Source organism: Kluyvera sp. Awk 3 (assembly GCF_028069715.1).
GTDB lineage: Bacteria > Pseudomonadota > Gammaproteobacteria > Enterobacterales > Enterobacteriaceae > Kluyvera > Kluyvera georgiana_A.
The window spans coordinates 1-23,457 of sequence record NZ_JANEWH010000076.1 but is presented as its reverse complement, the minus strand read 5'-3'; the positions used below and the strand labels follow the sequence as shown (position 1 = coordinate 23,457).

The following is a 23,457-nucleotide window of genomic DNA, read 5'->3' as shown; positions in this document are numbered from 1 at the left end:
ATGTTGTATTAATGCCGACTGCCTCTCAAAACAGTCGGTGCGAATTTATTTACCGTTGTGCCCTACAATAAAGGATATGCCATCATGTCTGCGAATAAATTACGTTCATTATTACTTCTCTCCGCTTTGGGGCTTGGCATCGGTCAAAGCTATGCCGCCACCACCCTTAACGTCTGGATCCGCGCAAGTAACGACTCGAAGAATATCTACAAACAGGAGGCCGAGACGTTCGAGCAAAAAACGGGTATTAAAATCGAGTATTTCAACGCGACGACCGACTTCGAGCAGCGCCTGGCACGCGCCGCTGCCGGTAACGCCTTGCCTGACCTGATTTTCAACGATGCCGCCTCGTTGGGGCAATTTATCCAGTTGGGTATCGCTGAAGAGATTGACCCGAAAGCCATCAACGGCGGCGATCAGCTGTATCCCACCGCGTGGAACAGCACCCGCTATATCGACGGTAAATACTACGGCGTCCCGACCTCGGCGCAAACCTTCGCGCTGTTTGTCCGTAAGGACTGGCGCGAAAAGCTGGGCCTGCCGCAGCCAAAAAGCTGGGATGATATTCAAACCCTGGCCAAAGCCTTTACCACTCAGGATCCGGACGGTAACGGTAAAAACGATACCTACGGCTTTATCGTTCCGGCCTCCACAACCCGCGGCTACGCCAGCTGGTTTATGAGCAGCTTTATCTGGCAGGCGGGCGGTGATTTCGTCAAGGAACACAACGGTACCTTCAGCGCCTCGCTGAATACGCCGGAGGTGGCGCAGGCCATGACCTTCATGCGCACCATGATGTGCGAAAAGGTCACGCAACCGGGGGCGATTAACGCCACCACCGCCGACGTCATTCCTTCTTTCCGTTCCGGTCAGAGCGGTATGTTCTTCAGCGGCCCGTACCACATTGCGCTGTTTGATAAAGATCCGGGCAAAGACAAATTCGAAGTCGTGCCGGTGGTGGGGCCGAAAGGCGAAGCAACCCTCGCCGAAGGAACCACCGTCTTTATGATGAAGAGCAGCCAGCAGAAAGAGGCCGCGCGCAAATTCATCGAATTTATGATCTCGCCGGAAGGTCAGGAGATCGGCATGGGTAAAGGCAGCCAGCATATTCCTGTCGTGCGTCTGCCGATTAACAAAAACGTGGATGTGAAGGCCGTCTACCAGGACGAACGCTGGGAAACCTTTGCCAAATTGTACAACGAGCAGGGGCGCTACGTGCCGCAAATTCCGAACTGGACGCCGGTGCGTCAGGTGGCCGCTGACGGCTTCAACCGCATCTTTGCCGATTGCAATAGCGATATCAGCGCCGAGCTGAAGACGATTGACGGCAAAGTGAACGCCGAGCTGGCAAAACAAAACGTGCTGGCTAAGTAAAGGAGTATGTGATGACGCTGCATGAGACGAAGTCCGCGCCGCTAAAGCAAGCCGCGTCGCCTGACGCCACTGGTTGGCTGACGGCAAAACGTAAGCGAGCGCTGATTCCGTGGCTGTTCCTCGCCCCGGCGCTGGTGATCTTCAGCTGGTTTAAGTTCATCCCGATGATTCAGGGTCTGGTGATGAGCTTTTACAAGGTCAATTTTAACCAGCCGGACGAATGGGTGGGGTTCGCCAACTTTACCCGCGCGTTTGCCGACGTTGAGCTGCACGCAGCGGTGGTTAACACCCTGCTGTACGTGCTGGTGACCATGTTTGCCGCGGCGATACTGGCCTTTTTCCTGGCCATGTTATTGGAAGGCCCGGCGCGCCACCTGCGCTTTATTCGAACCGCCATTTTCCTGCCTGCGGTCACCAGTGCGGCAATCGTCGCCGAAATGTGGCGCATTCTGTTCAACCCAACGCCGAACGGGGTGGTGAACCATATTCTCAGCTGGTTCGGCGTTGCCGATCAGGGCTTCCTCGCCAGCTCGGATCAGGCGCTGGGCGTCATCATGCTGCTGCATATCTGGAAAGCGGTGCCGTACAACATGGTCATTTTCATCGCCGGCCTGGCCGGTATCAGCCGCGACCTGTATGACGCCTCGAACGTGGATGGCGCTAACTGGTGGAACCGACTGCGCTACGTCACGCTGCCGGGGATGATTCCGGCACTGTCGGTGGTGCTGATGCTCTCCTTTATTCGTGGTTTCCGCGTGTTTGCCGAAGTGTATGCCACGACCGGTGGCGGGCCGTCTAACGCCACGGAGATGATCATGACCCACATCTATAAGCTGGGCTTCGAACAGTTCGACTACGGCTACGCTTCGGCGGTGTCGTTCCTGCTGTTCGCCTTCACGGTGGTGTTAACCATCTGCCATCTGACGCTGAAAAAACGTATCGCACGTTACTAAGGAGCCATGATGTTAAGTAAACGTTGGGATACCGCAGGACGCTGGTGCATCTACGCGCTGCTGCTGATTGTTTTCGTCGGGCCGTTCTGGGGTATCGTGGCCACCGCATTCAGCGGCGCGCCGGTTAAACCGGGCGAGCTGCTGGCGTGGCCGAACCAGTTCTCGCTGGAGAACTTTATCTTCGCCTGGCAGGACATCGGCGTCTGGCAGTACCTGCTCAACTCTATCCTGGTGGTGTTCTTCGGCACCATTTTGCAGGTGTCGGTGAGCGCGCTGGCGGCCTACGCGCTGGCTCGCAAAAAGTTTCGCGGCGTCGCGCTGGTCAGCCTGGTGATTCTCTCGACCATGATGCTGCCGGAAGAGGTGATCGCCATTCCGCTGTACATGATCATCAACTGGCGGCTGCCGTTTATCGATGCTTCGCTCTACAACAGCTATCTGGGGATGATTCTGCCGGTAGTGGGCTGGGCCTTCTCCATCTTCGTGCTGACCGAGTTTATGTCGGCTATCCCGAAAGAGCTGGAAGAAGCGGCGCGCATTGACGGCGCTAACGAATGGCAGATTTTCTTCCACGTGATTCTGCCGCTGGTGAAGCCGGCGCTGGGGACGGTGGTGACATTCGGTTTCATTATGATTTGGGATCAGTACCTGCTGCCGCTGATTGTGGTCAACCAGGACAGTCTGAACACGATTCCGGTAATCCTCGGCACGCTGCGTACCGACGAGAGCATCACGCCGAACATTTTCATTGCGATTACGCTACTGGCGATGCTGCCAAGCATCATTGTTTATCTGGGTCTGCAAAAACATTTCAACCGCGGGATCATGTCCGGCGCGGTCAAAGGATAAGGAGCTACCAATGGGATCCGTTGTACTGAACAGCGTGCGTAAATCTTATGGCGATGCGCACGTGATTAAAGATGTGTCGCTGACTATCCCTGACGGTGAGTTCTGCGTGCTGGTGGGGCCGAGCGGCTGCGGTAAATCCACGCTGCTGCGCATGATTGCCGGGCTGGAGGAGATTTCCGGCGGCGAAGTGCATATTAATGAGCGTAACGTCACCGAGGTGGAACCGAAGCTGCGTGATATCGCGATGGTGTTCCAGAGCTATGCGCTTTATCCGCAGATGACGGTACGCGAAAACATGGGCTTTGCGCTAAAAATGGCGCGTCTGCCGAAGACGGAAATTAAGCAAAAAGTGGATGAAGCCGCGGCGCTGCTGGGGCTGGAGCCGCTGCTGGAGCGCCTGCCGAAGGATCTCTCCGGCGGCCAGCGTCAGCGCGTGGCGATGGGGCGCGCGATTGTGCGTAAGCCACAGGTATTCCTGTTTGATGAACCGCTTTCCAACCTGGATGCCAAGCTGCGTACCCAGGTGCGCGGCGAGATTCGCGAACTGCATCGTCGCCTGAAAACCACCTCGGTATACGTCACCCACGATCAAATCGAGGCGATGACCATGGGGCAGATGATTGTTGTGCTGCGCGATGGGCGTATTGAGCAGGCCGGGACGCCGCTTGAACTGTATGACCAGCCGGCTAACCTGTTCGTGGCGGGCTTTATCGGTTCACCGGAAATTAACCAACTGCCGGGCGAAGTGGTGATCAACGGCCCGACCACCAGCCTGCGCCTGAAGGATGGCTCGCTGCTGGCGTTGCCTGCGGGTTTACAGGTGAAAAATGGTCAGCAGGTGGTGTACGCTATCCGCCCCGAACAGGTCAACGTGGTGAATGAAGCGCGGGATGATGCGCTGGCCGCGAAGGTTACGGCGGTGGAGAATACCGGGTCGGATATGCAGCTGTTTTGCGATACCGGCGGCGGGGCCTTTACGTCGGTCTTTAAGCAGCGCCTGGCGGTGAAAGAGGGCGACAACATCTGGCTGCAGCCGAAGCTCTCCGGTGTGCATCTGTTTGATGCGCAAAGCGGCCAGCGCATAGCGTGCCTGGAGGGCCGATAAGGTGGCAATGAAGCTGTACACCCTGGATGAAAATTGCCTGGAAAATGCGCGCGCGGGTCTCAAGCAGCCGTTCTCACCGTTGCAACTCGCGCTGAGCAAACTGGTGGCGGAGGCCGATCAGCTGCGGCGCGAGCCGCCAGAAAGCGTGGTGCATAAAAAACTGCGTCCGGCGAGCGGCGACGCCCACGATTACTACAGTCTCGGCACCTACTGGTGGCCGAATCCGCGGCGGCCCAATGGGCTGCCCTATATTCGTCGCGACGGGCATATCAACCCGCAGTGCGAAAACAACGACACCGATACCTCGCGCATTATCCGTATGTGCGAGCGCTGCCTGACGCTGGGACTGGCGTGGTACTTCACCGGCCAGCGTCAGTATGCGCAGGCCGCCGCACAGCAGATTCGCTGTTGGTTCCTTGATGGCGATACGCGGATGAACCCGCATCTCAACTACGGCCAGGCGATTCCGGGGATTGTCTCCGGGCGCGGCACCGGGCTGATTGATACCCGTCTGCTGTGGATGGTGGTTGATACCATCGGGCTGATTAACGGCGCCAGCGTGCTGGATACTGACGATATTATCGGCCTGCACCAGTGGTTCCGCGACTTTAACCACTGGATGTACTACAGCGAAATTGGCCATTCTGAATATGTCTGGCACAACAACCACGGCACCTGGTACGACGCGCAGCGCACGGTGAACGCGCTGTTCTACGGCGATAAGGGGCTGGCGGCGCGCATTATTGAGCAGGGGATCACTCAGCGTATGGCGGCGCAAATTGACCAGGACGGCAAGCAGACGATGGAACTGGAGCGTACCATTCCGTTCCACTATTCGTTGTTTAACCTTGAGGCGCATCTGTTGCTCAACCGCTACGCCGAACACGTGGAGTTCGACCGTTGGAATACCATCCGTGACGGACGCGGGGTGAAGCAGGGAATAGACTATCTGGTGCCGTTTATCCGTGAACCGGAGCTGTGGCCGTACAGTGACTTACAGGGCATCGTCTGGGACAGCGCACTACGGGTATTGCTGCAATCGATACGGGGTTATCCGAAGCAGGCGGCGAGCTACCGTGAAGCGCTGAAGTGCGTGCCGCAGGAGACGCTGCAACTGAAAGAACAGCTGATGTGGTGTCCGGGGCAAGCGTAGTGCCATCAGGCAGTTTGGCGGGCGTTGCCGGATAGCGGCGTACCGCCATCCGGCCAGGGGGATCGTCGCTTATACCGCGGCGATAATCTTAATCTCAACTTTATATTTCGGGTTCATCAGCTTCGCCTGCACCGTGCAGCGCACCGGGGCATGGCCGGCGACGACCCATGCATCCCACGCTTTGTTCATCGCCGCGAAATCATCCCCGTCAGCGAGAAAAATGGTGGCGTCGAGGATGCGTGACTTGTCGCTGCCTTGCTTTTCCAGCACCGCGTCAATCTGTGCCAGCGTGTTAGCCGTCTGCTCAAACGCGTCGGCATCCAGGTTTGCCGGCACGCCGGTGTAGTACAGCGTCTGGTTATGAATTACCACATCAGACCAGCGCGCTTCGGCATCAATACGGACAATCGTCATTTTCCTTTCCTTTTTAACATCACGTCGATGCGCTAAGACTGCCACATTGTCGCCGCGACGTCACGGCTTAGGCTGGCATAACCTGGACTGGCCTGACATAATCACTGGGAATTTTTCCAGGGGGTAACGTGACGGACGATTTTGCAGCAGATGGCCAGCTTGCGCAGGCGATAACCGGCTTTAAACCGCGTGAACCGCAGCGCCAGATGGCGCACGCCGTCGCTCAGGCGATTGACGAAGGTCAGCCGCTGGTGGTTGAGGCCGGCACGGGTACCGGTAAAACATACGCCTATCTGGCCCCTGCGCTGCGTTCGGGGAAAAAGGTGATCATCTCCACCGGGTCGAAGGCACTACAGGATCAGCTTTACAGCCGTGACTTACCCACCGTTTCGAAAGCGCTGGACTACACCGGCAAGCTGGCGTTGCTAAAGGGGCGTTCAAACTATCTGTGTCTGGAGCGTCTGGAACAGCAAGCGCTGGCGGGCGGCGATCTACCGGTGAATACCCTGAGCGACGTCATTCTACTGCGCAGCTGGGCGAACCAGACGGTTGATGGCGACATCAGCACCTGCGTCAGCGTCGCCGAGGATTCTCAGGCGTGGCCGCTGGTCACCAGCACCAACGATAACTGCCTTGGCAGCGACTGCCCGCAGTATCAGGAGTGTTTCGTGGTGAAGGCGCGTAAAAAGGCGATGGACGCCGACGTCGTGGTGGTCAACCATCACCTGTTCCTCGCCGATATGGTGGTCAAAGAGAGCGGTTTTGGCGAACTGATCCCCGAAGCCGATGTGATGATCTTCGATGAAGCCCATCAGCTACCGGACATCGCCAGCCAATATTTTGGCCAGTCGCTCTCCAGCCGTCAGCTGCTGGATCTGGCGAAAGACGTGGTCATCGCCTATCGCACCGAACTGAAAGATACTCAGCAGTTGCAAAAGTGCGCGGATCGCCTGGCGCAGGCGACGCAGGATTTTCGCCTGCAGGTCGGCGACCCGGGCTATCGTGGCAACCTGCGTGACCTGCTGGCGGATAGCGCCGTGCAGCGTGCGCTGCTGCTGCTCGATGACGCGCTGGAGCTGTGCTACGACGTGGCGAAACTCTCGCTGGGACGTTCTGCGCTGCTCGATGCCGCCTTCGAGCGCGCAACGCTCTACCGCGCGCGCCTGAAACGCCTGAAAGAGATCAACAAACCCGGCTACAGCTACTGGTACGAATGTAACTCGCGCCACTTTACACTGGCGCTGACGCCGCTGACCGTGGCGGACAAATTTAAAGAGGTGATGGCGGCCAAACCGGGCAGTTGGGTTTTCACCTCGGCGACGCTGTCGGTGAATGACGATCTGCACCATTTCACCGAGCGTCTGGGTATTGAAGCGGCGCACTCGCTGCTGTTACCCAGCCCCTTCGACTATGCCAGCCAGGCGCTTTTATGCGTGCCGCGCAATCTGCCGTTGCCGAATCAACCGGGGGCGGCGCGCCAGCTGGCGGCGATGCTCAAACCGCTGATTGAGGCCAACGATGGCCGCTGCTTTATGCTCTGTACTTCGCACGCCATGATGCGCGATCTCGCCGAACAGTTTCGCGCGACGATGACGTTGCCGGTCTTGTTGCAGGGGGAAACCAGCAAGGGGCAGCTTCTGCAACAGTTTGTCAGCGCCGGTAACGCGCTGCTGGTCGCGACCAGCAGCTTCTGGGAAGGGGTAGACGTGCGCGGCGACGCGCTCTCGCTGGTGATCATCGACAAACTGCCGTTTACCTCCCCGGACGATCCGCTGCTCAAAGCACGGATGGAAGACTGTCGCCTGCGCGGCGGCGATCCGTTCGAAGAGGTCCAGCTTCCGGACGCGGTGATTACCCTTAAGCAGGGCGTTGGGCGCCTGATTCGCGACGTGGACGATCGCGGCGTGCTGGTGATTTGCGATAACCGTCTGGTGATGCGCCCCTATGGTGCGACGTTCCTCGCCAGCCTGCCGCCCGCGCCGCGCACTCGCGACATTCGACGGGCGGTGCGTTTCCTGGCGCTGTCATCGACGCGGTAATGCGGTGCAAAGTGTGGTAAGATGCGCGCCATTTTGTTGATCCGTAACTGCGAGAGCGCGACTAACCATGCGAATTCTGGCTATTGATACCGCCACGGAAGCCTGCTCGGCTGCCTTGTGGAATGAAGGTAGCACCAGTGCTCATTTCGAGCTTTGTCCTCGGGAACACACCCAACGAATCCTGCCAATCGTGCAGGATATTCTTACTGAAAGTGGCGTAAGCCTCACCGAACTCGACGCGCTGGCGTTTGGCCGTGGGCCGGGCAGCTTTACCGGCGTGCGTATCGGTATTGGTATTGCGCAGGGGCTGGCGCTGGGCGCTGAGCTGCCGATGATCGGCGTGTCAACGCTGGCAACCATGGCGCAGGGGGCCTGGCGTAAGCAGGGCGCAACTCGCGTGCTGGCCGCCATCGACGCGCGCATGGGCGAGGTCTACTGGGCTGAGTATCAGCGTGATGAACACGGCGTGTGGCACGGTGAAGAAACCGAAGCGGTGCTGAAGCCGGAAGCGGTACAGCAGCGTTTAGCCGAATTGAGCGGCGAGTGGGCGACCGTTGGCACCGGCTGGGCGGCCTGGCCGGAGATGGCGCAGGGCGCGAACGTGACCCTGAACGACGGCGGCGTGACTCTGCCTGAGGCGGAAGATATGCTGCCAATTGCCTGCCAGCTTCTCACGCAGGGTAAAACGGTGGTCGTCGAGAAAGCGGAGCCGGTTTATTTGCGTAATGAAGTGGCGTGGAAGAAACTTCCCGGTCGCGAATGACTCTAAGCAGATAAATAGTGAGTCCAGGAGCAGCATCATGGCAGGTCAAAAATACGTCGTTCGTGGCGCAATTGCAGGGCTTATCGCATTAGCGTTAAGCGGCTGCGTCAGCGTGCCGGATGCCATTCAGGGCAGTAGCCCAACGCCGCAGCAGGATCTGGTTCGGGTTATGGCGGCACCGCAGCTGTATGTCGGCCAGGAATCGCGCTTTGGCGGCACGGTTGTGGGTATTGAAAACCAGCAGGGTCGCACCCGTCTGGAAATCGCCACCGTTCCGCTCGACAGCGGCGCGCGTCCGATTCTCGGCGAAGCCTCCCGTGGGCGTATCTATGCCGATGTTAACGGTTTCCTTGACCCGGTAGATTTCCGTGGCCAGCTGGTGACGGTGGTCGGCCCGATCGTCGGCACCGTGGAAGGGAAAGTGGGCACCACGAAGTACAATTTCCTGCACGTTCAGGCCACCGGCTATAAACGCTGGCGCGTTACCCAGCAGGTGGTGATGCCGCCGCAGCCTATCGATCCGTGGGTCTTTGGCCCGCACCCCTGGAATTACGGTTACGGCGGCTGGGGATGGTATAACCCCGGCCCAGCGGAAGTTCGGAACGTCGTAACTGAATAAGATCTGTGCAAAAGCAGACAAAAAAGAAACAGCGGCTAGTCCGCTGTTTCTTCGTTGTAATGGATATAAAAAAAATAAAGAGTGACGCGCTTCGCAACCTTAATTCTGATTAATTCTTAAACTGGTACGCTGAGTTAATATAATGTTAACGAAAGTTTATCATTTGGGGTTGCGATGACGACGAATACGTATTTTAGAGGTGATGCTTTGAAAAAGGTTTGGCTCAACCGTTATCCTGCTGATGTTCCGGCAGAGATCAATCCTGACCGTTATCAATCCCTGGTGGAACTGTTTGAACACGCGGCAACACGCTTTGCCGATCAGCCCGGCTTCGTCAATATGGGCGAAGTGATGACCTTCCGTAAGCTCGAAGAGCGCAGCCGCGCCTTTGCCGCTTATCTCCAGCAGGGGCTGGGGCTGAAGCAGGGCGATCGCGTCGCGCTGATGATGCCTAACCTGCTGCAATATCCGGTTGCTCTGTTCGGCATCCTGCGTGCCGGGATGATCGTGGTCAACGTCAACCCGCTCTACACCCCGCGTGAGCTGGAGCATCAGTTGAACGACAGCGGCGCGCAGGCGATCGTGATTGTCTCCAACTTTGCCCACACGCTGGAAAAAGTGGTTGATAAAACTCAGGTTAAGCACGTGATTCTGACCCGCATGGGCGATCAGCTTTCGACCGCCAAAGGGACGCTGGTCAACTTTGTCGTCAAATACATCAAACGACTGGTGCCGAAATACCATTTGCCGGATGCGATCTCCTTCCGTCGCGCGCTGCATAGCGGCTACCGCTTACAGTATGTGAAACCGGTGGTGAAGGCGGATGATGTGGCCTTCCTGCAATATACCGGCGGTACCACCGGCGTGGCGAAAGGCGCGATGCTGACCCATCGCAATATGCTCGCCAACCTCGAGCAGGTGAAAGCGACCTACGGGCCTCTGCTGCACGAAGGGAAAGAGGTGGTGATCACCGCGCTGCCGCTGTATCACATCTTTGCGCTGACCATGAACTGCCTGCTGTTTATCGAACTGGGCGGGCAGAATATCCTGATCACCAACCCGCGTGATATTCCGGGTCTGGTGAAGGAACTGGCAAAATACCCGTTCACCGCCATGACCGGCGTGAATACGCTATTCAATGCGCTGCTGAACAATAAAGAGTTCCAGCAGCTCGATTTCTCCACGTTGCATCTGTCGGCGGGCGGGGGAATGCCGGTGAACCATTCGGTGGCTGAACGCTGGGTGAAGCTGACCGGGCAGTATCTGCTGGAGGGCTATGGCCTGACCGAATGTGCGCCGCTGGTGAGCGTCAACCCGCATGATATCGACTATCACAGTGGCAGCATTGGTCTGCCGGTGCCCTCAACTGAGGTGAAACTGGTGGACGATGACGACAACGAAGTGGCCGTCGGCCAGCCGGGCGAACTGTGCGTGAAGGGGCCGCAGGTGATGGAAGGCTACTGGCAGCGCCCGGACGCCACCGCGGAAATTATCAAAGACGGCTGGTTGCATACCGGCGATATCGCGGTAATGGATGAGGAAGGCTTCCTGCGTATCGTTGACCGCAAAAAAGATATGATTCTGGTGTCAGGTTTTAACGTCTACCCGAATGAAATTGAAGACGTGGTGATGCAGCATTCCGGCGTACTGGAAGTGGCCGCCGTCGGTGTCCCTTCCGGCAATAGCGGTGAAGCGGTGAAGATCTTCGTGGTCAAAAAAGACCAAAGCCTGACCGAAGAGGCGCTGATTACCTTCTGCCGCCGTCAGCTAACCGGATACAAAGTGCCGAAACTGGTTGAATTCCGTCAGGAATTACCGAAGTCCAACGTCGGGAAAATTTTAAGACGAGAATTACGTGACGAAGCCCGCGCCAAAGTGGACAATAAGGGATAAGTCACGAGTCATGATGCCTAACGCCAGCTCTGCTGGCGTTTTTTTTGGCACAAAATAAGAGAGTATGATTTGAACTATCAGATGATCACCACCAACGATGCGCTGCACACGCTGTGCGACGCCGTTCGTCAGACAACCGCCGTCGCGCTGGACACCGAGTTTGTCCGCACCCGCACCTACTATCCGCAGCTGGGCCTGATTCAGCTTTTCGATGGAGAGCGTACGGCGCTGATCGATCCTCTGGATATCACCGACTGGTCGCCGTTGCAGGCGATTATGCAGGACCGCAACATCACCAAGTTCCTGCACGCGGGCAGTGAAGATTTAGAAGTCTTTATGAACGTTTTCGGCGCCATGCCGCAGCCGCTGATCGACACGCAGGTGCTGGCTGCTTTCTGTGGTCGCCCGATGTCCTGGGGCTTTGCCGCGATGGTCGCTGAATACTCCGGCGTTGAGCTGGATAAGAGCGAGTCGCGTACCGACTGGCTGGCGCGCCCGCTGACCTCGCGTCAGTGCGACTACGCGGCGGCGGACGTCTGGTATCTGTTGCCGATAGCCCACAAGCTGATGGCGGAAACCGAGCAGAAAGGGCGCCTTGATTGGGCGCTGAATGAATGCCAGTTGATGCAACAACGCCGTCAGGAAGTGACTGACCCACGCGAGGCGTGGCGTGATATTACCAACGCCTGGCAACTGCGCACTCGCCAACTGGCCTGTTTGCAACTGCTGGCCGACTGGCGTCTGCGCAAGGCGCGTGAGCGCGACCTGGCGGTGAATTTCGTGGTACGTGAAGAGCACCTGTGGAGCGTGGCGCGCTATATGCCGGGCAGCCTCGGTGAGCTGGATAGTCTCGGGCTGTCGGGCAGCGAAATTCGCTTCCACGGAAAAACGCTGATTAGCCTGGTTGAGAAAGCGCAGGCGTTGTCTGATGACGCGCTGCCGGAGCCGCTGCAGAACCTGATGGACATGCCGGGTTACCGCAAAGCGTTTAAAGAGATTAAGGCGCTGGTGCAGGAAGTGGGGCAGGCGAACGACGTCAGCGCCGAGATGCTCGCCTCGCGTCGCCAGATTAACCAGCTGCTGAACTGGCACTGGCAGCTGAAGCCGCGTCATACCGCGCCGGAAATGATTTCCGGCTGGCGCGGTGAGCTGCTGTCCGGCGCGCTGGATAAGTTGCTGGCAGAGTATCCGCGTTAAATCCTGACTGTAGGCCGGATAAGGCAACGCCGCCATCCGGCAATACAATCGTTGGGCGAGGAGCTGCCTGATGGCGCTTTGCTTATCAGGCTACACGCGGTTTCCGGACACAAAAAAAGCGCTATCACTAGCGCCTTTTTTTACACCACCGAAAGTCAGGATTTTGACTCTTCCGCTTCCGGCAGCGTGACGTTGAGTTCCAGAATCGAAATATCCCCGTCTTTTTGCTCTAACTGCACCGTGACCATTTCTGGGTCAATCTGCACGTACTTGCAAATCACTTCCAGAATATCCTTCCTTAACTGCGGCAGATAGTGCGGTTCTGCGTCACTGCGGCGACGTTCCGCGACAATGATTTGCAGGCGTTCTTTAGCAATGTTGGCGGTATTCTTTTTCCGTGAGAGAAAAAAGTCGAGTAATGCCATAATTTATCCTCCGAACAGGCGTTTGAGGAAACCTTTCTTCTCTTCTTCAATGAAGCGGAAAGGACGTTCTTCTCCCAACAGACGATCTACAGTATCAGCGTAGGCTTTGCCTGCGTCAGACACGGTATCCAGAATAACCGGTTCACCCTGGTTTGAGGCGCGCAGGACGGACTGATCTTCCGGGATAACGCCAACCAGTTTGATGCGCAGGATTTCCAGCACATCTTCCATGCTCAGCATGTCGCCTTTGCTCACGCGGCCTGGGTTGTAGCGCGTCAGCAGCAGGTGCTCTTTAATCGGCTCTTCACCATTTTCCGCACGACGGGATTTGGAGGCCAGGATGCCCAGGATACGGTCTGAGTCGCGTACCGAGGAGACTTCCGGGTTGGTGGTGATGATGGCTTCGTCGGCGAAGTACAGCGCCATCAGTGCGCCGGTTTCGATACCCGCAGGGGAGTCGCAGACCACGAAGTCGAATTCCATCTTTTTCAGCTCGTCGAGGACTTTCTCGACGCCTTCGCGAGTCAGCGCATCTTTATCGCGCGTCTGCGAAGCCGGCAGAATGTAGAGATTCTCGGTACGTTTATCTTTGATTAATGCTTGGTTCAGCGTGGCATCACCCTGAATAACGTTAACAAAATCATACACTACGCGACGTTCGCAGCCCATGATGAGGTCAAGGTTACGCAGACCGATATCAAAATCGATAACGACCGTTTTCTTTCCCTTCTGCGCCAAACCAGTCGCGATGGCCGCGCTGGAGGTGGTCTTACCCACGCCCCCTTTACCTGAAGTCACAACAATAATGCGTGCCATAGAAATTCCTTGTTAAAAAGGGATTAATTTAACGGTTGAATAGTCAAAGCGCTGTCGTCTAACCGCAGACGCGCCGCTTTGCCATAAAATTCGGCTGGGATCTGGTCGCTCAGCCAATATTCCCCGGCGATGGAGACCAGCTCCGCAGCCAGGTGGGTACAAAATACTTGTGCTTCCCGGTCTCCGCCGGCGCCCGCCAGAACGCGTCCACGCATCATGCCATACACGTGAATATTACCGTCGGCAATCAGCTCAGCACCTGCACTGACGTGGCTTGTCACAATCAGATCACAGTTTGGTGCATAAATGCGCTGACCGGAACGTACTGGCGTATCAATCATTCGCGTTTTTGTGATCGGACTAACAATTGGCTCGGGTTCAGTGGGTTTGGGCTGCTCAACGGGCGCGGCACGAACAACTTTTTCTTTACCTTCAGTCAGTAAAGGAAGGCCCGATTGGTCAATGGCCGCTTTGAACTGCGGATTTTTACAGCCGCTGACGCCCACGATACGCAGACCGGCAGCCATAATCGCCTGCTGAATCGCGCGCCACTGGGTAAACTCTTCAAGGTTGCTGACGTTGACCACAACCGGGGCATGACGGAAAAAAGCCGGAGCCTGGGCGACCTTGTCTTCTAACGCCTGACGAATAACCTCGGGTCTTGCATCATGCAAATGGACCACCGATAAGGTGAAGCTACTGCCTTTAAGTTCGATTGGCGTGTTTGACATCCTGGCCTTACTCAATTTGCTATTTATCGCAGCTTCGCGCGCGGCGATATTCCGAAGACTATCTGTCATGTTATAGTCACTAATATATTCAAGCAAGTAACCACAGTCCTAATTCCGAGTATAAAGTATGTTTTGTGTGATTTATCGTAGTTCTAAACGTGATCAAACCTATTTGTATGTCGAAAAAAAAGACGATTTCTCTCGCGTCCCGGAAGAACTGATGCAGGGCTTCGGCCAGCCGCAGCTGGCGATGCTGTTGCCGCTGGACGGACGCAAGAAGCTTATCAATGCCGATCTGGAAAAGGTAAAACAGGCGTTAAAAGATCAGGGCTATTATTTACAGATGCCACCGCCGCCTGAAAATCTGTTGAAACAGCATCTGGCCGACGTCAAAAATAAGGGCGAATAGTTTTCGCTTCCGGCTAATGTCTGTTCCTGGTTACACAACAAATAAGGGAAAAGTATGTATCAACATCATAACTGGCAGGGTGCGCTGCTGGATTACCCGGTAAGCAAAGTTGTCTGTGTTGGCAGTAATTATGCAAAGCATATCCAGGAGATGGGCAGCGCGACGCCGGAAGAGCCCGTGCTGTTTATTAAGCCAGAAACCGCACTCTGCGACTTGCGCCAGCCGCTGATTCTGCCGCAGGGCTTGGGGTCAGTGCACCATGAAGTAGAGCTGGCGGTGCTGATTGGCGCGACGCTGCGTCAGGCGACGGAAGATCACGTCATGCAGGCTATTGCGGGTTATGGTGTCGCGCTGGACCTCACGCTGCGCGACGTGCAGAGCAAAATGAAAAAGGCCGGGCAACCGTGGGAAAAAGCGAAAGGCTTTGATAATTCCTGCCCGATCTCCGGTTTTATCCCGGCGGCAGCCTTCGAAGGCGACCCGCAAAATACCACGCTGGGCCTGAAGGTGAACGGTGAAGTGCGTCAGCAGGGCTCGACGGCGGATATGATCCACAAAATCGTGCCGCTGATTGCCTACATGAGCCGCTTCTTCACCCTCAAGCCGGGCGACGTGGTGCTGACCGGTACGCCGGAAGGCGTCGGCCCGCTCCACGGTGGTGATGAACTGGACGTGCTGTTTAACGGCTATTCTCTGACAACCCGCGTGCTGTAATCCCTGCTTGCCGCCCCAATCGGGCGGCAAAACTTGCATCCCTGTGCCAGACTGGTTATAAGAAGCACCCTGATTTTTGATGTGGACATCCCGATGAGCGAATTACCTTTCTGGCAGAGCAAGACCCTTGACGACATGACCGATGCCGAATGGGAGTCGCTGTGCGACGGCTGCGGCCAGTGCTGCCTGCACAAGCTGATGGATGAAGACACCGACGAAATTTACTTCACCAACGTTGCCTGCAAACAGCTAAACATCAAGACCTGCCAATGCCGTAACTACGAACGCCGTTTCGACTATGAGCCGGACTGTATCAAGCTGACCCGCGATAACCTGCCTACCTTCGAGTGGCTGCCGCATACCTGCGCGTATCGTCTGCTGGCGGAAGGTCAACCGCTGCCGCAGTGGCATCCGCTGATAACCGGTTCAAAAGCCGCGATGCATGGCGAGCGTATTTCGGTGCGTCATATTGCGGTGAAGGAGTCAGAAGTGCGTGACTGGCAAGACCATATTTTGAATAAACCAGAATGGGCTGACTAACGCCTGATTTCGTGCTTCACTCCCGCTTTTAACTCTTTCGTTAATAAAATCACTCCTTAATTCCTGCACTCTGCCGATAGAGATATTATCGGCATCGGTGTGGGGATGGACATGCGTAGTTCAATAAAGCTGTTAGTACTTGCGGTTATGATCAATCTGGGTGGTTGGGGGTTACTGCTGGTCGCCGGTTATGGCATCGGGACATTGGCGGGGATTTGGTAGGAGAGGGGCCAGCAGCGATAGCATCGCCACTGGCTCAAGCGACAATTAGCGGCCAAACAGGTCGCGGCGTTTCGGTTTAAACGGCTGGGCAATCAGCACCAGCAGCGCCACGATCAGGTAGGCGGCAAAAATACCCACCAGCCACTGCGGCATCTCCAGCGATAAGAATTCCCACTGGCGCACAGAGCAATCGCCGGAAGCGACGAACACCTGAGGCAGCCACTTATCAAGCGGCAGCCAGCTCGGGAAACGGGCCATAAAATCACAGGTCATAAACGGCGACGGATGCAGTTGAATCATCGTGTGCTCCCAGGCCAGCTGCAGCCCGCGGAAGGCGCTATAAAGCCAAATCAGCAGCGCCACATAGCGCAGCGGGCTTTTCGGTGCGATAGCGCCGACAATCCCGGCGCCCATCACGCCAAACAGCGCGCAGCGCTCGTAAATACACAGGACGCACGGCTTTAACAGCATTACATGCTGGAACCATAATGCCACTAACTCAAGCGCAAAAGCGGTTAACGCCAGTAATAACCAGGCACTGCGGCCACGTGAGCTCTGGTTTAAATATCGCAACATAATCATTTCCCTGGAACGTGCTTTGAAAACGCAGTGTAAACGAAAACAATAGCCCTGCCATCTGGCTATACGCAATAATTCGTAAATGATGATGCAATGCCCGCGATAAAACCGACGGGCATCGATAAACGCCGCTATATTAGTGGGTTATTGTGGCAAGTACTAATACTCCCTTATTCATCATCCAGTCAATCATCGGCTGCAGGGTAAACTCAACGCACAGCAGGCCGACCAGCGTCAGCACAATCGTATACGGCAGCGCCATCCACACCATACGGCCATAGGAAAGGCGGATGAGCGGCGCAAGCGCGGAGGTGAGCAGGAACAGGAATGCCGCCTGACCGTTTGGCGTGGCGACCGACGGCAGGTTAGTACCGGTGTTGATAGCGACGGCCAGCAGCTCGAACTGACGCAGATCGATCGCACCGTTATCGAGTGCCGTTTTGGCCTCGTTGATATACACGGTACCCACGAAGACGTTATCCGAAATCGACGACAGCAGACCGTTAAACAGATAAAACAACGAGCGTTGGGCGTGCGGGGAAGCTTGCAGCACGAAGTCGATAATCGGCGCAAACAGGTGTTGATCGATAATCACCGCCACGACGGCGAAGAACACCGTCAGCAGCGCGGTAAACGGCAGCGCTTCGGTAAACGCCTTACCAATCGCGTGCTCGTCGGTAATGCCGGTAAATGAGGTCGCGAAGATAATCACCGACAGGCCAATCAGCCCCACCTCCGCCAGATGTAACGCCAGCGCCAGCACCAGCCAGACGCCAATAATCCCCTGAACGATGAGGCGCATGCTCTCCTGGCGTGAGCGCTGTTTGCGGCTACGCTCGTCGAAATCATGAAGAATTTGACGAACGGGTTCGGGCAGTTCGGCGCCATAGCCAAAGGCTTTAAACTTTTCCAAAAGCAGACAGGTGATCAGGCCGCAGACAAAGACCGGAACGGTGACAGGGGACATGCGCAGGAAAAACTCACCAAAATGCCAGCCCGCCACCTTAGCGATAATCAGGTTCTGTGGCTCGCCGACCATCGTCATGACGCCGCCCAACGCGGTCCCCACACCGGCGTGCATCATCAGGCTGCGCAGGAACGCGCGGAACTGCTCCAGCACCACGCGCGAGTGTTTATCAATATGGCTGTCGTCCAGCAGGTCGTCATCATCCGGTCGCGCGGAAACCACCCGATGATAGATGCTGTAGAAGCCGACCGCGACGCTGATGATCACGGCGACCACCGTCAAGGCATCGAGGAATGCCGACAGAAACGCGGCGGCGAGACAGAAGGCCAGCGACAGCAGCCGTTTACTACGAATGGTCAGCAGCAAACGGGTAAAGATGAACAGCAGCAGCTGTTTCATAAAGTAGATGCCGGCGACCATAAAGATCAGCAGCAGCAGGACTTCCAGATTAGCCGCCACCTCGTTGCGCACGTGTTCAGCGGACGTCATGCCGATAAATACGGCCTCAATAGCCAGCAGCCCGCCAGGAATCAGTGGGTAACACTTCAACGCCATGGCCAGGGTGAAGATAAACTCCACCACCAGTAGCCATCCGGCGACAAACGGATTGATCAAAAACACCAGTGGATTGATCACTAAGAAAATAAGCAGCAGTAATTTGTACCAATCCGGTGACTGACCAAGAAAGTTGCGCCACAGAGCGCGACCGTAAGAGATTTCCATGACAATCGTCTTCCTCCTGAAAAGATGACATTTTTTACCATTAAAACAGATATACCGCCAGAATTCCCCCCGGCGTGCACCTTTTCCGTCCGGCCACGAAATATGAAAAATGAAACGGCGATCCCTTTTTAATTCCGTTGCCCTGCTATCTGCTCAATGTTGGCTCTGGTATGATGAGTCCAATTGCAACGCTGTGTAATGGAATTTTTACTATGGTCATTAAGGCGCAAAGCCCGGCGGGTTTCGCGGAAGAGTATATTGTCGAAAGCATCTGGAATAACCGTTTTCCACCTGGGTCGATTCTTCCGGCAGAACGCGAACTCTCTGAATTAATTGGGGTTACCCGTACTACCTTACGTGAAGTGTTGCAACGCCTGGCGCGAGATGGCTGGTTGACGATTCAGCACGGTAAACCGACGAAGGTCAACAATTTTTGGGAGACATCCGGGCTTAATATCCTGGAAACGTTGGCGCGTCTCGATCATGACAGCGTGCCGCAGCTGATTGATAATCTGCTGTCAGTGCGCACCAATATCGCCACCATCTATATTCGTACCGCATTCCGTCAGCACCCGGAGAAAGCGCTGGAAGTGCTGGCGACAACGCGTGAAGTTGCCGACCATGCCGACGCTTTTGCTGAACTGGATTACAGCGTGTTCCGTGGTCTGGCGTTTGCCTCCGGTAATCCGATCTATGGTCTGATCCTCAACGGGATGAAAGGGCTCTATACGCGTTTGGGACGCCACTATTTCTCCAGCCCGGAAGCGCGTGCGCTGGGCCTGGGCTTCTATCATAAGCTGATTGAGCTGTGTGAGAAGGGCGAGTACGAGAAGGTCTATGAGACGGTGCGCCGCTACGGGCACGAAAGTGGCGAGATCTGGCATCGTATGCAGAAGTCGCTGCCGGGGGATTTATCCCTGCATGGACGTTAACAATAAACGGGTCATACGCAACACTGATTGAGTCAGTAAAATAATCGGTTGAACGTTCCGGATGGTTGTCGCCAATAGCCTCATCACTTCTCTGATGGGGCTTTTTTGCTGCTAGTCTGATTTCACTATATCCAGTGCGCGTAGCCCGTACGCATGATTTTCTCGGGCGCTTGATGCCAGTGATACAGTAAGACACATAAACGTAATATTCCCTGGCTGTTGATTGTAGGGCTGCCTACCAGTTTAAGTGATGGGTCGAATATGTAATGTTGGTAGGTAAGTAAAAAGCGGTAGATACAAATCTACCGCTTTTAAAAATTACCAGTTAACCCGAACGCCTAGATTACCGGCAAAACCATGCATATTCCCTTCAAAGTCATGCTGATATTTCATATCAGCATATAACGATGCGTTTTTGGTGATATCACCGGTAAAACCACCGCCTAGTTCATACCATTGATCAGAGTAATTTTGGTTCATTCTCACTGAGCTCACAGTGACGTCTGGCGAACGACCAATATTGGTGAGAACGTTTGCCGTCAAATATGGATGCGCTTTGGAGGTTTTAACACTATCATAACCGAGTCGTCCGCCTATGCGAGCGAGGCCTGAGTTATCTGATGTTGATTTAACATAGGCAATACCATCATTTGTCGCATCTAAATGAAGGTATTGATACATTAGCTGAACTTGAGGTTCCAGATACAAACCGTTGGTATATTTGAACGGCTTACCCGCTTCCACAGATAAAGTTATACCATCACCATTCTGGGTAGCATCACTACCGTAAATACTATTATAATCATTACGATAATGAGTATATTGAGCCACAGTATCTAAATACACATCATTTGAAAAATATGATGTGTAATAAGCGCCAAAACCGTAGCCTTTAGCGTTGATCTTACCTGTTGTGGTCGATCTATTTTTATATATTCCGCGAGCAGAATCCTTAGCAGAAGTACTCACTTGTCCGAATGTGGCAAATACACCACTATGTACTCTGGTGCCATCCTCGGCAAATTTGTTATAAAGATCGCCGCCAAGCTGGGCAAACCAGGTATCGGCATCATAGTTAAAACGATCTGCGCTGGATTTTGTCTCACCTCCGCCAATACGCCCCCAGGCTGCCTGAGGCATATTGCTTTCTTTTTTAATGTTTTCCTGTTCACCAACCCTTTCATGCAAAGTACCAACGGTCTGATAACCATACATGCGGTTTAAGTATGGGGCGATAACGTAGCCAGGCACTGATGGGTTATATGATGGCTTCGATGTTGGGGTCGGATTCGAATTTGGGTTTGGGGTCGTCTCTGGAGTCGGTTCTAAAATCGAACGCAAATACCATCCATTGCCAGATTGGCCACCGTTATACGCAAGATATTCATATGCACCAGCTACAACAGGTTTTGATAGCGCTATGGAAGTAGAGTCCTGACCACTGATGGACGCAAGTTTAATTCCATCGTTTACCGTCAGTGCGCCATTTCCACCAATCTGATTGATATTGATCTTATAGCTACCCGTGGCATCGCCGTTAACTATAATTTTATCTGTAACTGAGTTAGAGTCACCTTCATTAAGTACAGTATTAAAGTTTATTGTTCCATTATTCCCGGATAAAGAATTAGTCGTAATGTTCTTAACATCATTAACACTACTACTTTGGAAGTTAACCAAGGCGTTATTTAATGTAATGGTTTCAGCGTTTGAGTCCCCAGTCACATTCCATTGACTACTATTGGAAATGTTAAGACTTGTCATATCAACAGATTTACCTGTCCAGACAGCGCTATTATTCAGTGAAAGTGAAGCCGTAGATGACGATGTGTTAAGCGCATCTCCCATGATTACAGAGTTATTATCAGCGGTGACATCTAACTCTGCTGCGCCAGTATTATTAATAAATATCCCATTGTTAACGGTTGCATTAACCCCATTTAACTCGATTGTGCCGTCGCCTTCTATAGCATAAATAGACTCACCAGCAAGTGAAGATAATTCACCACCAGTCATTGAAAGCGTAGATACACCACGATTTTGCAGAATCGCTGGACTTTGTATGCTATTTTCAGTTTTAACAGTTGTATTATTAAGAACTACATTACCACCTTCAAGAGAAACGCCAGGAGAATAGTTGCCTTTGGTTTCAAATGCACTATTTGTCGCATTGATCGTGCCACCAGAAACAGCCCGTACGGCGGCTGAAATATGATTTTCGGTAAGTATATTTGAATTGCTAATATTGGCTACTGCACCATCCCTTGTCATGAGACCGGCAGCAGATGAATTTTTTGTGTTTATATAGCTATCAGTAACATTGGTGGTGGCTCCTTGGTTTATGGCATATACGCCAAGAGCGCCAAATCCTGAAGTTGAAATGTTCGTTTTTGAGAGCGATACAACTGTTGGGTTGTTCACATCACCATTGCCATCTACATAAACACCATGAATGTTCGCACCTGTTGTGTTGACATTTATGGAATCAGTACCCTGAAGCGAAATATGACTTCCGGTGGCAGCATAAATCGCAGAGGTTGTGAATATGGACGATGATGAATTCTTTTCTACAACACCATTCCCTGACAATGTGATTGTGCTGCTATCTGTAGCAGATATAGCCGACGCATCATCACCTGTACTTACAATGTTGAATTGATCGCGAATTTCGATGTTACTATTATCTTGAGCAACAATCGCCGCTGAACCACTCCCAGTTGAGTTGATACTTAAGAGACCTTGCGAGCTCACTTTTCCTGAATTACTGGCGTATATGCCAGAAGAGTCATCACCAGTAGTGTTGATTGATACGCTATTGAGTTCTGACACTCCACCTGTTATAGCAGAAATACCATCGGCACTCGCACCGCTGGTAGTGATAGATGAATCTTGTATCGCGCCATGGCTATTGCTACCCAGCAATTTAATACCGTCTGCATCTGCCCCGGATGTATTTACGGTTGAGTCGCTAAGCGAAAAATCATCACCAACAAATACGCCATTAGCATTTGCGCCAGATGTGGAGATTGCTAAATGACTGCCATGCACGGTAGTACCCACACCATTTGCGTCCATTGAGATACCATGCGCGGTATCCCCAACTGTTTTGATATTTAATTTAGACGATGATGTGCCATTAAGTACGATGCTTGCCCCGTTTGATGCAGAAACTGCAGACGAGTTTACCCCGCCTCCGGAGGGGAGAAGAGATGAGGTCTGAATCAGTCCTCCAGCATTGATAACTACCGCTGTTCCGCTTCCGTTAGCTTCAATTGCGCTATATGGGCCGTTAACTGATGCATCATTGTTAGCCGTTACGTTTAATGTTCCGCCAGAAACGTCAACTTTACCGCCGTTCAATGCATATATGCCATATGAGCTTCCATTCGCTGTAATACTGAGGTCCCCCTGACTAGTTACAGAGGAATCGGTACCATCCACTTTAATTCCGGATGAATCATTGCCCGATGTCGTGATAATTGAGTTGCCATTGAGATTGACTGTTCCCCCCGATTGGGCAAGCACCCCCTCGGAGTTGCCTCCTGTGGTAGAAATATTCAATGTACCTGATGACAGAATAGATCCCGCATTCAGAGCATGTAGCTCAGGAGTATTAGAAGTATTGCTTACCGATGAATGGTTCACTGGTAAGTTAACTGACGTGCTGTCGGCTATCGTTTGGGCCTTAGCAATTTCAGTTGATGTTGACAGAAGAATACCAATCATTATTGATATTTTAGATAACTTAGTATTTAAGCAAGACATTGATGCTCCTTGATTTCCATATGTCTCTAAAACCTCACGACGTTTGCAGTGAAGTTCATTTTTATCTGAATAATATGTAATTGCCTGAGCAATATTAGAAAATACCAATAGCTCGTGACATGACTTAGTTATGTATAGTTCCACGCAGGAGAAACATCAAGTTACATAATTTTACACCACAAGTATACTATGGTTATTAACGCTATCAATTTCCAAAAGACATGAAAATTCCTAAACTGCTTGCCAGAGAAAATCGCTTTCGAATTCCGTATGTT

The 23,457-nt window shown here is 53.8% G+C and carries 21 protein-coding genes; 14 read left to right on the top strand and 7 right to left on the bottom strand.

Features of this window, described 5'->3' with window-relative positions; translation table 11 throughout:
- Positions 1 to 84 precede the first annotated feature (84 nt).
- From NNN71_RS15750 to NNN71_RS15730, 5 genes are read left to right on the top strand one after another with little or no spacing between them, the layout of a single operon-like run.
- The gene (locus tag NNN71_RS15750) at positions 85 to 1,374 is read left to right on the top strand and encodes an ABC transporter substrate-binding protein (RefSeq protein ID WP_163449274.1); all 1,290 of its coding nucleotides are present in this window, start codon (positions 85 to 87) and stop codon (positions 1,372 to 1,374) included.
- Between the two features lie 11 nt (positions 1,375 to 1,385).
- A complete protein-coding gene (locus NNN71_RS15745) occupies positions 1,386 to 2,327 on the top strand; it encodes a carbohydrate ABC transporter permease (RefSeq protein WP_223802808.1) in 942 nt (313 codons plus the stop codon).
- 9 nt (positions 2,328 to 2,336) lie between these two features.
- Positions 2,337 to 3,176: a carbohydrate ABC transporter permease gene (locus NNN71_RS15740; protein ID WP_064544808.1), complete on the top strand. Its 840-nt coding sequence runs from the start codon at positions 2,337 to 2,339 to the stop codon at positions 3,174 to 3,176.
- Between the two features lie 10 nt (positions 3,177 to 3,186).
- On the top strand, positions 3,187 to 4,281 hold the full coding sequence (locus NNN71_RS15735; RefSeq protein WP_163449273.1) for an ABC transporter ATP-binding protein: 1,095 nt from the start codon (positions 3,187 to 3,189) through the stop codon (positions 4,279 to 4,281).
- 7 nt (positions 4,282 to 4,288) lie between these two features.
- Complete coding sequence (locus NNN71_RS15730) at positions 4,289 to 5,434, top strand: alginate lyase family protein (RefSeq protein WP_163449272.1); 1,146 nt, start codon at positions 4,289 to 4,291, stop codon at positions 5,432 to 5,434.
- Positions 5,435 to 5,503: 69 nt separating this feature from the next.
- Here NNN71_RS15730 and NNN71_RS15725 read toward each other — a convergent pair whose 3' ends face one another.
- On the bottom strand, positions 5,504 to 5,848 hold the full coding sequence (locus tag NNN71_RS15725; RefSeq protein ID WP_064544814.1) for a RidA family protein: 345 nt from the start codon (positions 5,846 to 5,848) through the stop codon (positions 5,504 to 5,506).
- Positions 5,849 to 5,976: 128 nt separating this feature from the next.
- Here NNN71_RS15725 and NNN71_RS15720 point away from each other — a divergent pair, with 128 nt between their 5' ends.
- The 5 genes from NNN71_RS15720 (at position 5,977) to rnd (ending at position 12,359) form a co-directional block, all read left to right on the top strand.
- Positions 5,977 to 7,887 carry an ATP-dependent DNA helicase gene (locus NNN71_RS15720; protein ID WP_167575601.1) on the top strand — a complete coding sequence of 637 codons (1,911 nt, stop codon included), beginning with the start codon at positions 5,977 to 5,979 and terminating at the stop codon, positions 7,885 to 7,887.
- 67 nt (positions 7,888 to 7,954) lie between these two features.
- Complete coding sequence (tsaB, locus tag NNN71_RS15715; RefSeq protein WP_271458865.1) at positions 7,955 to 8,650, top strand: tRNA (adenosine(37)-N6)-threonylcarbamoyltransferase complex dimerization subunit type 1 TsaB; 696 nt, start codon at positions 7,955 to 7,957, stop codon at positions 8,648 to 8,650.
- 37 nt (positions 8,651 to 8,687) lie between these two features.
- Positions 8,688 to 9,269: a Slp family lipoprotein gene (locus tag NNN71_RS15710; protein ID WP_223802805.1), complete on the top strand. Its 582-nt coding sequence runs from the start codon at positions 8,688 to 8,690 to the stop codon at positions 9,267 to 9,269.
- 207 nt (positions 9,270 to 9,476) lie between these two features.
- The gene (gene fadD / locus NNN71_RS15705) at positions 9,477 to 11,162 is read left to right on the top strand and encodes a long-chain-fatty-acid--CoA ligase FadD (protein WP_163449268.1); all 1,686 of its coding nucleotides are present in this window, start codon (positions 9,477 to 9,479) and stop codon (positions 11,160 to 11,162) included.
- An 81-nt stretch (positions 11,163 to 11,243) separates the two neighbouring features.
- Positions 11,244 to 12,359, top strand: a complete 1,116-nt coding sequence (gene rnd / locus NNN71_RS15700; protein ID WP_271458866.1) for a ribonuclease D — start codon at positions 11,244 to 11,246, stop codon at positions 12,357 to 12,359.
- A gap of 155 nt (positions 12,360 to 12,514) precedes the next feature.
- Here the strand turns inward: rnd and minE are convergent, their stop codons facing one another.
- Genes minE through minC form a run of 3 tightly spaced genes read right to left on the bottom strand, consistent with a single transcriptional unit; the run spans position 12,515 to position 14,331 of the window.
- Entirely contained in the window at positions 12,515 to 12,784 is a 270-nt protein-coding gene (minE, locus tag NNN71_RS15695; protein WP_064544824.1) for a cell division topological specificity factor MinE, read from the bottom strand.
- Positions 12,785 to 12,787: 3 nt separating this feature from the next.
- On the bottom strand, positions 12,788 to 13,600 hold the full coding sequence (minD, locus tag NNN71_RS15690; protein WP_064544826.1) for a septum site-determining protein MinD: 813 nt from the start codon (positions 13,598 to 13,600) through the stop codon (positions 12,788 to 12,790).
- A 23-nt stretch (positions 13,601 to 13,623) separates the two neighbouring features.
- Positions 13,624 to 14,331, bottom strand: coding sequence for a septum site-determining protein MinC (gene minC / locus NNN71_RS15685; RefSeq protein WP_223804197.1), 708 nt, complete (start codon positions 14,329 to 14,331; stop codon positions 13,624 to 13,626).
- 127 nt (positions 14,332 to 14,458) lie between these two features.
- On the opposite strand from minC, the gene NNN71_RS15680 reads away from it, so the two are divergent.
- From NNN71_RS15680 to NNN71_RS15670, 3 genes are all read left to right on the top strand, one after another.
- Entirely contained in the window at positions 14,459 to 14,740 is a 282-nt protein-coding gene (locus NNN71_RS15680) for a YcgL domain-containing protein (protein ID WP_163449266.1), read from the top strand.
- Between the two features lie 54 nt (positions 14,741 to 14,794).
- Positions 14,795 to 15,454, top strand: coding sequence for a fumarylacetoacetate hydrolase family protein (locus tag NNN71_RS15675; RefSeq protein WP_163449265.1), 660 nt, complete (start codon positions 14,795 to 14,797; stop codon positions 15,452 to 15,454).
- Positions 15,455 to 15,547: 93 nt separating this feature from the next.
- On the top strand, positions 15,548 to 15,994 hold the full coding sequence (locus NNN71_RS15670) for a YcgN family cysteine cluster protein (protein ID WP_163449264.1): 447 nt from the start codon (positions 15,548 to 15,550) through the stop codon (positions 15,992 to 15,994).
- Between the two features lie 267 nt (positions 15,995 to 16,261).
- Here NNN71_RS15670 and dsbB read toward each other — a convergent pair whose 3' ends face one another.
- Both dsbB and nhaB read right to left on the bottom strand, forming a co-directional pair.
- A complete protein-coding gene (dsbB, locus tag NNN71_RS15665) occupies positions 16,262 to 16,792 on the bottom strand; it encodes a disulfide bond formation protein DsbB (RefSeq protein WP_163449263.1) in 531 nt (176 codons plus the stop codon).
- Positions 16,793 to 16,931: 139 nt separating this feature from the next.
- On the bottom strand, positions 16,932 to 18,485 hold the full coding sequence (gene nhaB, locus NNN71_RS15660; protein ID WP_163449262.1) for a Na(+)/H(+) antiporter NhaB: 1,554 nt from the start codon (positions 18,483 to 18,485) through the stop codon (positions 16,932 to 16,934).
- Positions 18,486 to 18,697: 212 nt separating this feature from the next.
- On the opposite strand from nhaB, the gene fadR reads away from it, so the two are divergent.
- On the top strand, positions 18,698 to 19,417 hold the full coding sequence (gene fadR, locus NNN71_RS15655) for a fatty acid metabolism transcriptional regulator FadR (RefSeq protein WP_163449261.1): 720 nt from the start codon (positions 18,698 to 18,700) through the stop codon (positions 19,415 to 19,417).
- Positions 19,418 to 19,735: 318 nt separating this feature from the next.
- Here the strand turns inward: fadR and NNN71_RS15650 are convergent, their stop codons facing one another.
- Entirely contained in the window at positions 19,736 to 23,290 is a 3,555-nt protein-coding gene (locus tag NNN71_RS15650; protein ID WP_271458864.1) for an autotransporter outer membrane beta-barrel domain-containing protein, read from the bottom strand.
- Positions 23,291 to 23,457 lie beyond the last annotated feature (167 nt).

Excerpts from the sequence above, each read along its gene's own strand:
- NNN71_RS15750 (WP_163449274.1), top strand. The coding sequence starts at position 85 with ATGTCTGCGAATAAATTACGTTCATTATTACTTCTCTCCGCTTTGGGG.
- NNN71_RS15745 (WP_223802808.1), top strand. The coding sequence starts at position 1,386 with ATGACGCTGCATGAGACGAAGTCCGCGCCGCTAAAGCAAGCCGCGTCG.
- NNN71_RS15740 (WP_064544808.1), top strand. The coding sequence starts at position 2,337 with ATGTTAAGTAAACGTTGGGATACCGCAGGACGCTGGTGCATCTACGCG.
- NNN71_RS15735 (WP_163449273.1), top strand. The coding sequence starts at position 3,187 with ATGGGATCCGTTGTACTGAACAGCGTGCGTAAATCTTATGGCGATGCG.
- NNN71_RS15730 (WP_163449272.1), top strand. The coding sequence starts at position 4,289 with ATGAAGCTGTACACCCTGGATGAAAATTGCCTGGAAAATGCGCGCGCG.
- NNN71_RS15725 (WP_064544814.1), bottom strand. The coding sequence starts at position 5,848 with ATGACGATTGTCCGTATTGATGCCGAAGCGCGCTGGTCTGATGTGGTA.
- tsaB (WP_271458865.1), top strand. The coding sequence starts at position 7,955 with ATGCGAATTCTGGCTATTGATACCGCCACGGAAGCCTGCTCGGCTGCC.
- NNN71_RS15710 (WP_223802805.1), top strand. The coding sequence starts at position 8,688 with ATGGCAGGTCAAAAATACGTCGTTCGTGGCGCAATTGCAGGGCTTATC.
- rnd (WP_271458866.1), top strand. The coding sequence starts at position 11,244 with ATGATCACCACCAACGATGCGCTGCACACGCTGTGCGACGCCGTTCGT.
- minE (WP_064544824.1), bottom strand. The coding sequence starts at position 12,784 with ATGGCATTACTCGACTTTTTTCTCTCACGGAAAAAGAATACCGCCAAC.
- minD (WP_064544826.1), bottom strand. The coding sequence starts at position 13,600 with ATGGCACGCATTATTGTTGTGACTTCAGGTAAAGGGGGCGTGGGTAAG.
- minC (WP_223804197.1), bottom strand. The coding sequence starts at position 14,331 with ATGTCAAACACGCCAATCGAACTTAAAGGCAGTAGCTTCACCTTATCG.
- NNN71_RS15680 (WP_163449266.1), top strand. The coding sequence starts at position 14,459 with ATGTTTTGTGTGATTTATCGTAGTTCTAAACGTGATCAAACCTATTTG.
- NNN71_RS15675 (WP_163449265.1), top strand. The coding sequence starts at position 14,795 with ATGTATCAACATCATAACTGGCAGGGTGCGCTGCTGGATTACCCGGTA.
- NNN71_RS15670 (WP_163449264.1), top strand. The coding sequence starts at position 15,548 with ATGAGCGAATTACCTTTCTGGCAGAGCAAGACCCTTGACGACATGACC.
- dsbB (WP_163449263.1), bottom strand. The coding sequence starts at position 16,792 with ATGTTGCGATATTTAAACCAGAGCTCACGTGGCCGCAGTGCCTGGTTA.
- nhaB (WP_163449262.1), bottom strand. The coding sequence starts at position 18,485 with ATGGAAATCTCTTACGGTCGCGCTCTGTGGCGCAACTTTCTTGGTCAG.
- fadR (WP_163449261.1), top strand. The coding sequence starts at position 18,698 with ATGGTCATTAAGGCGCAAAGCCCGGCGGGTTTCGCGGAAGAGTATATT.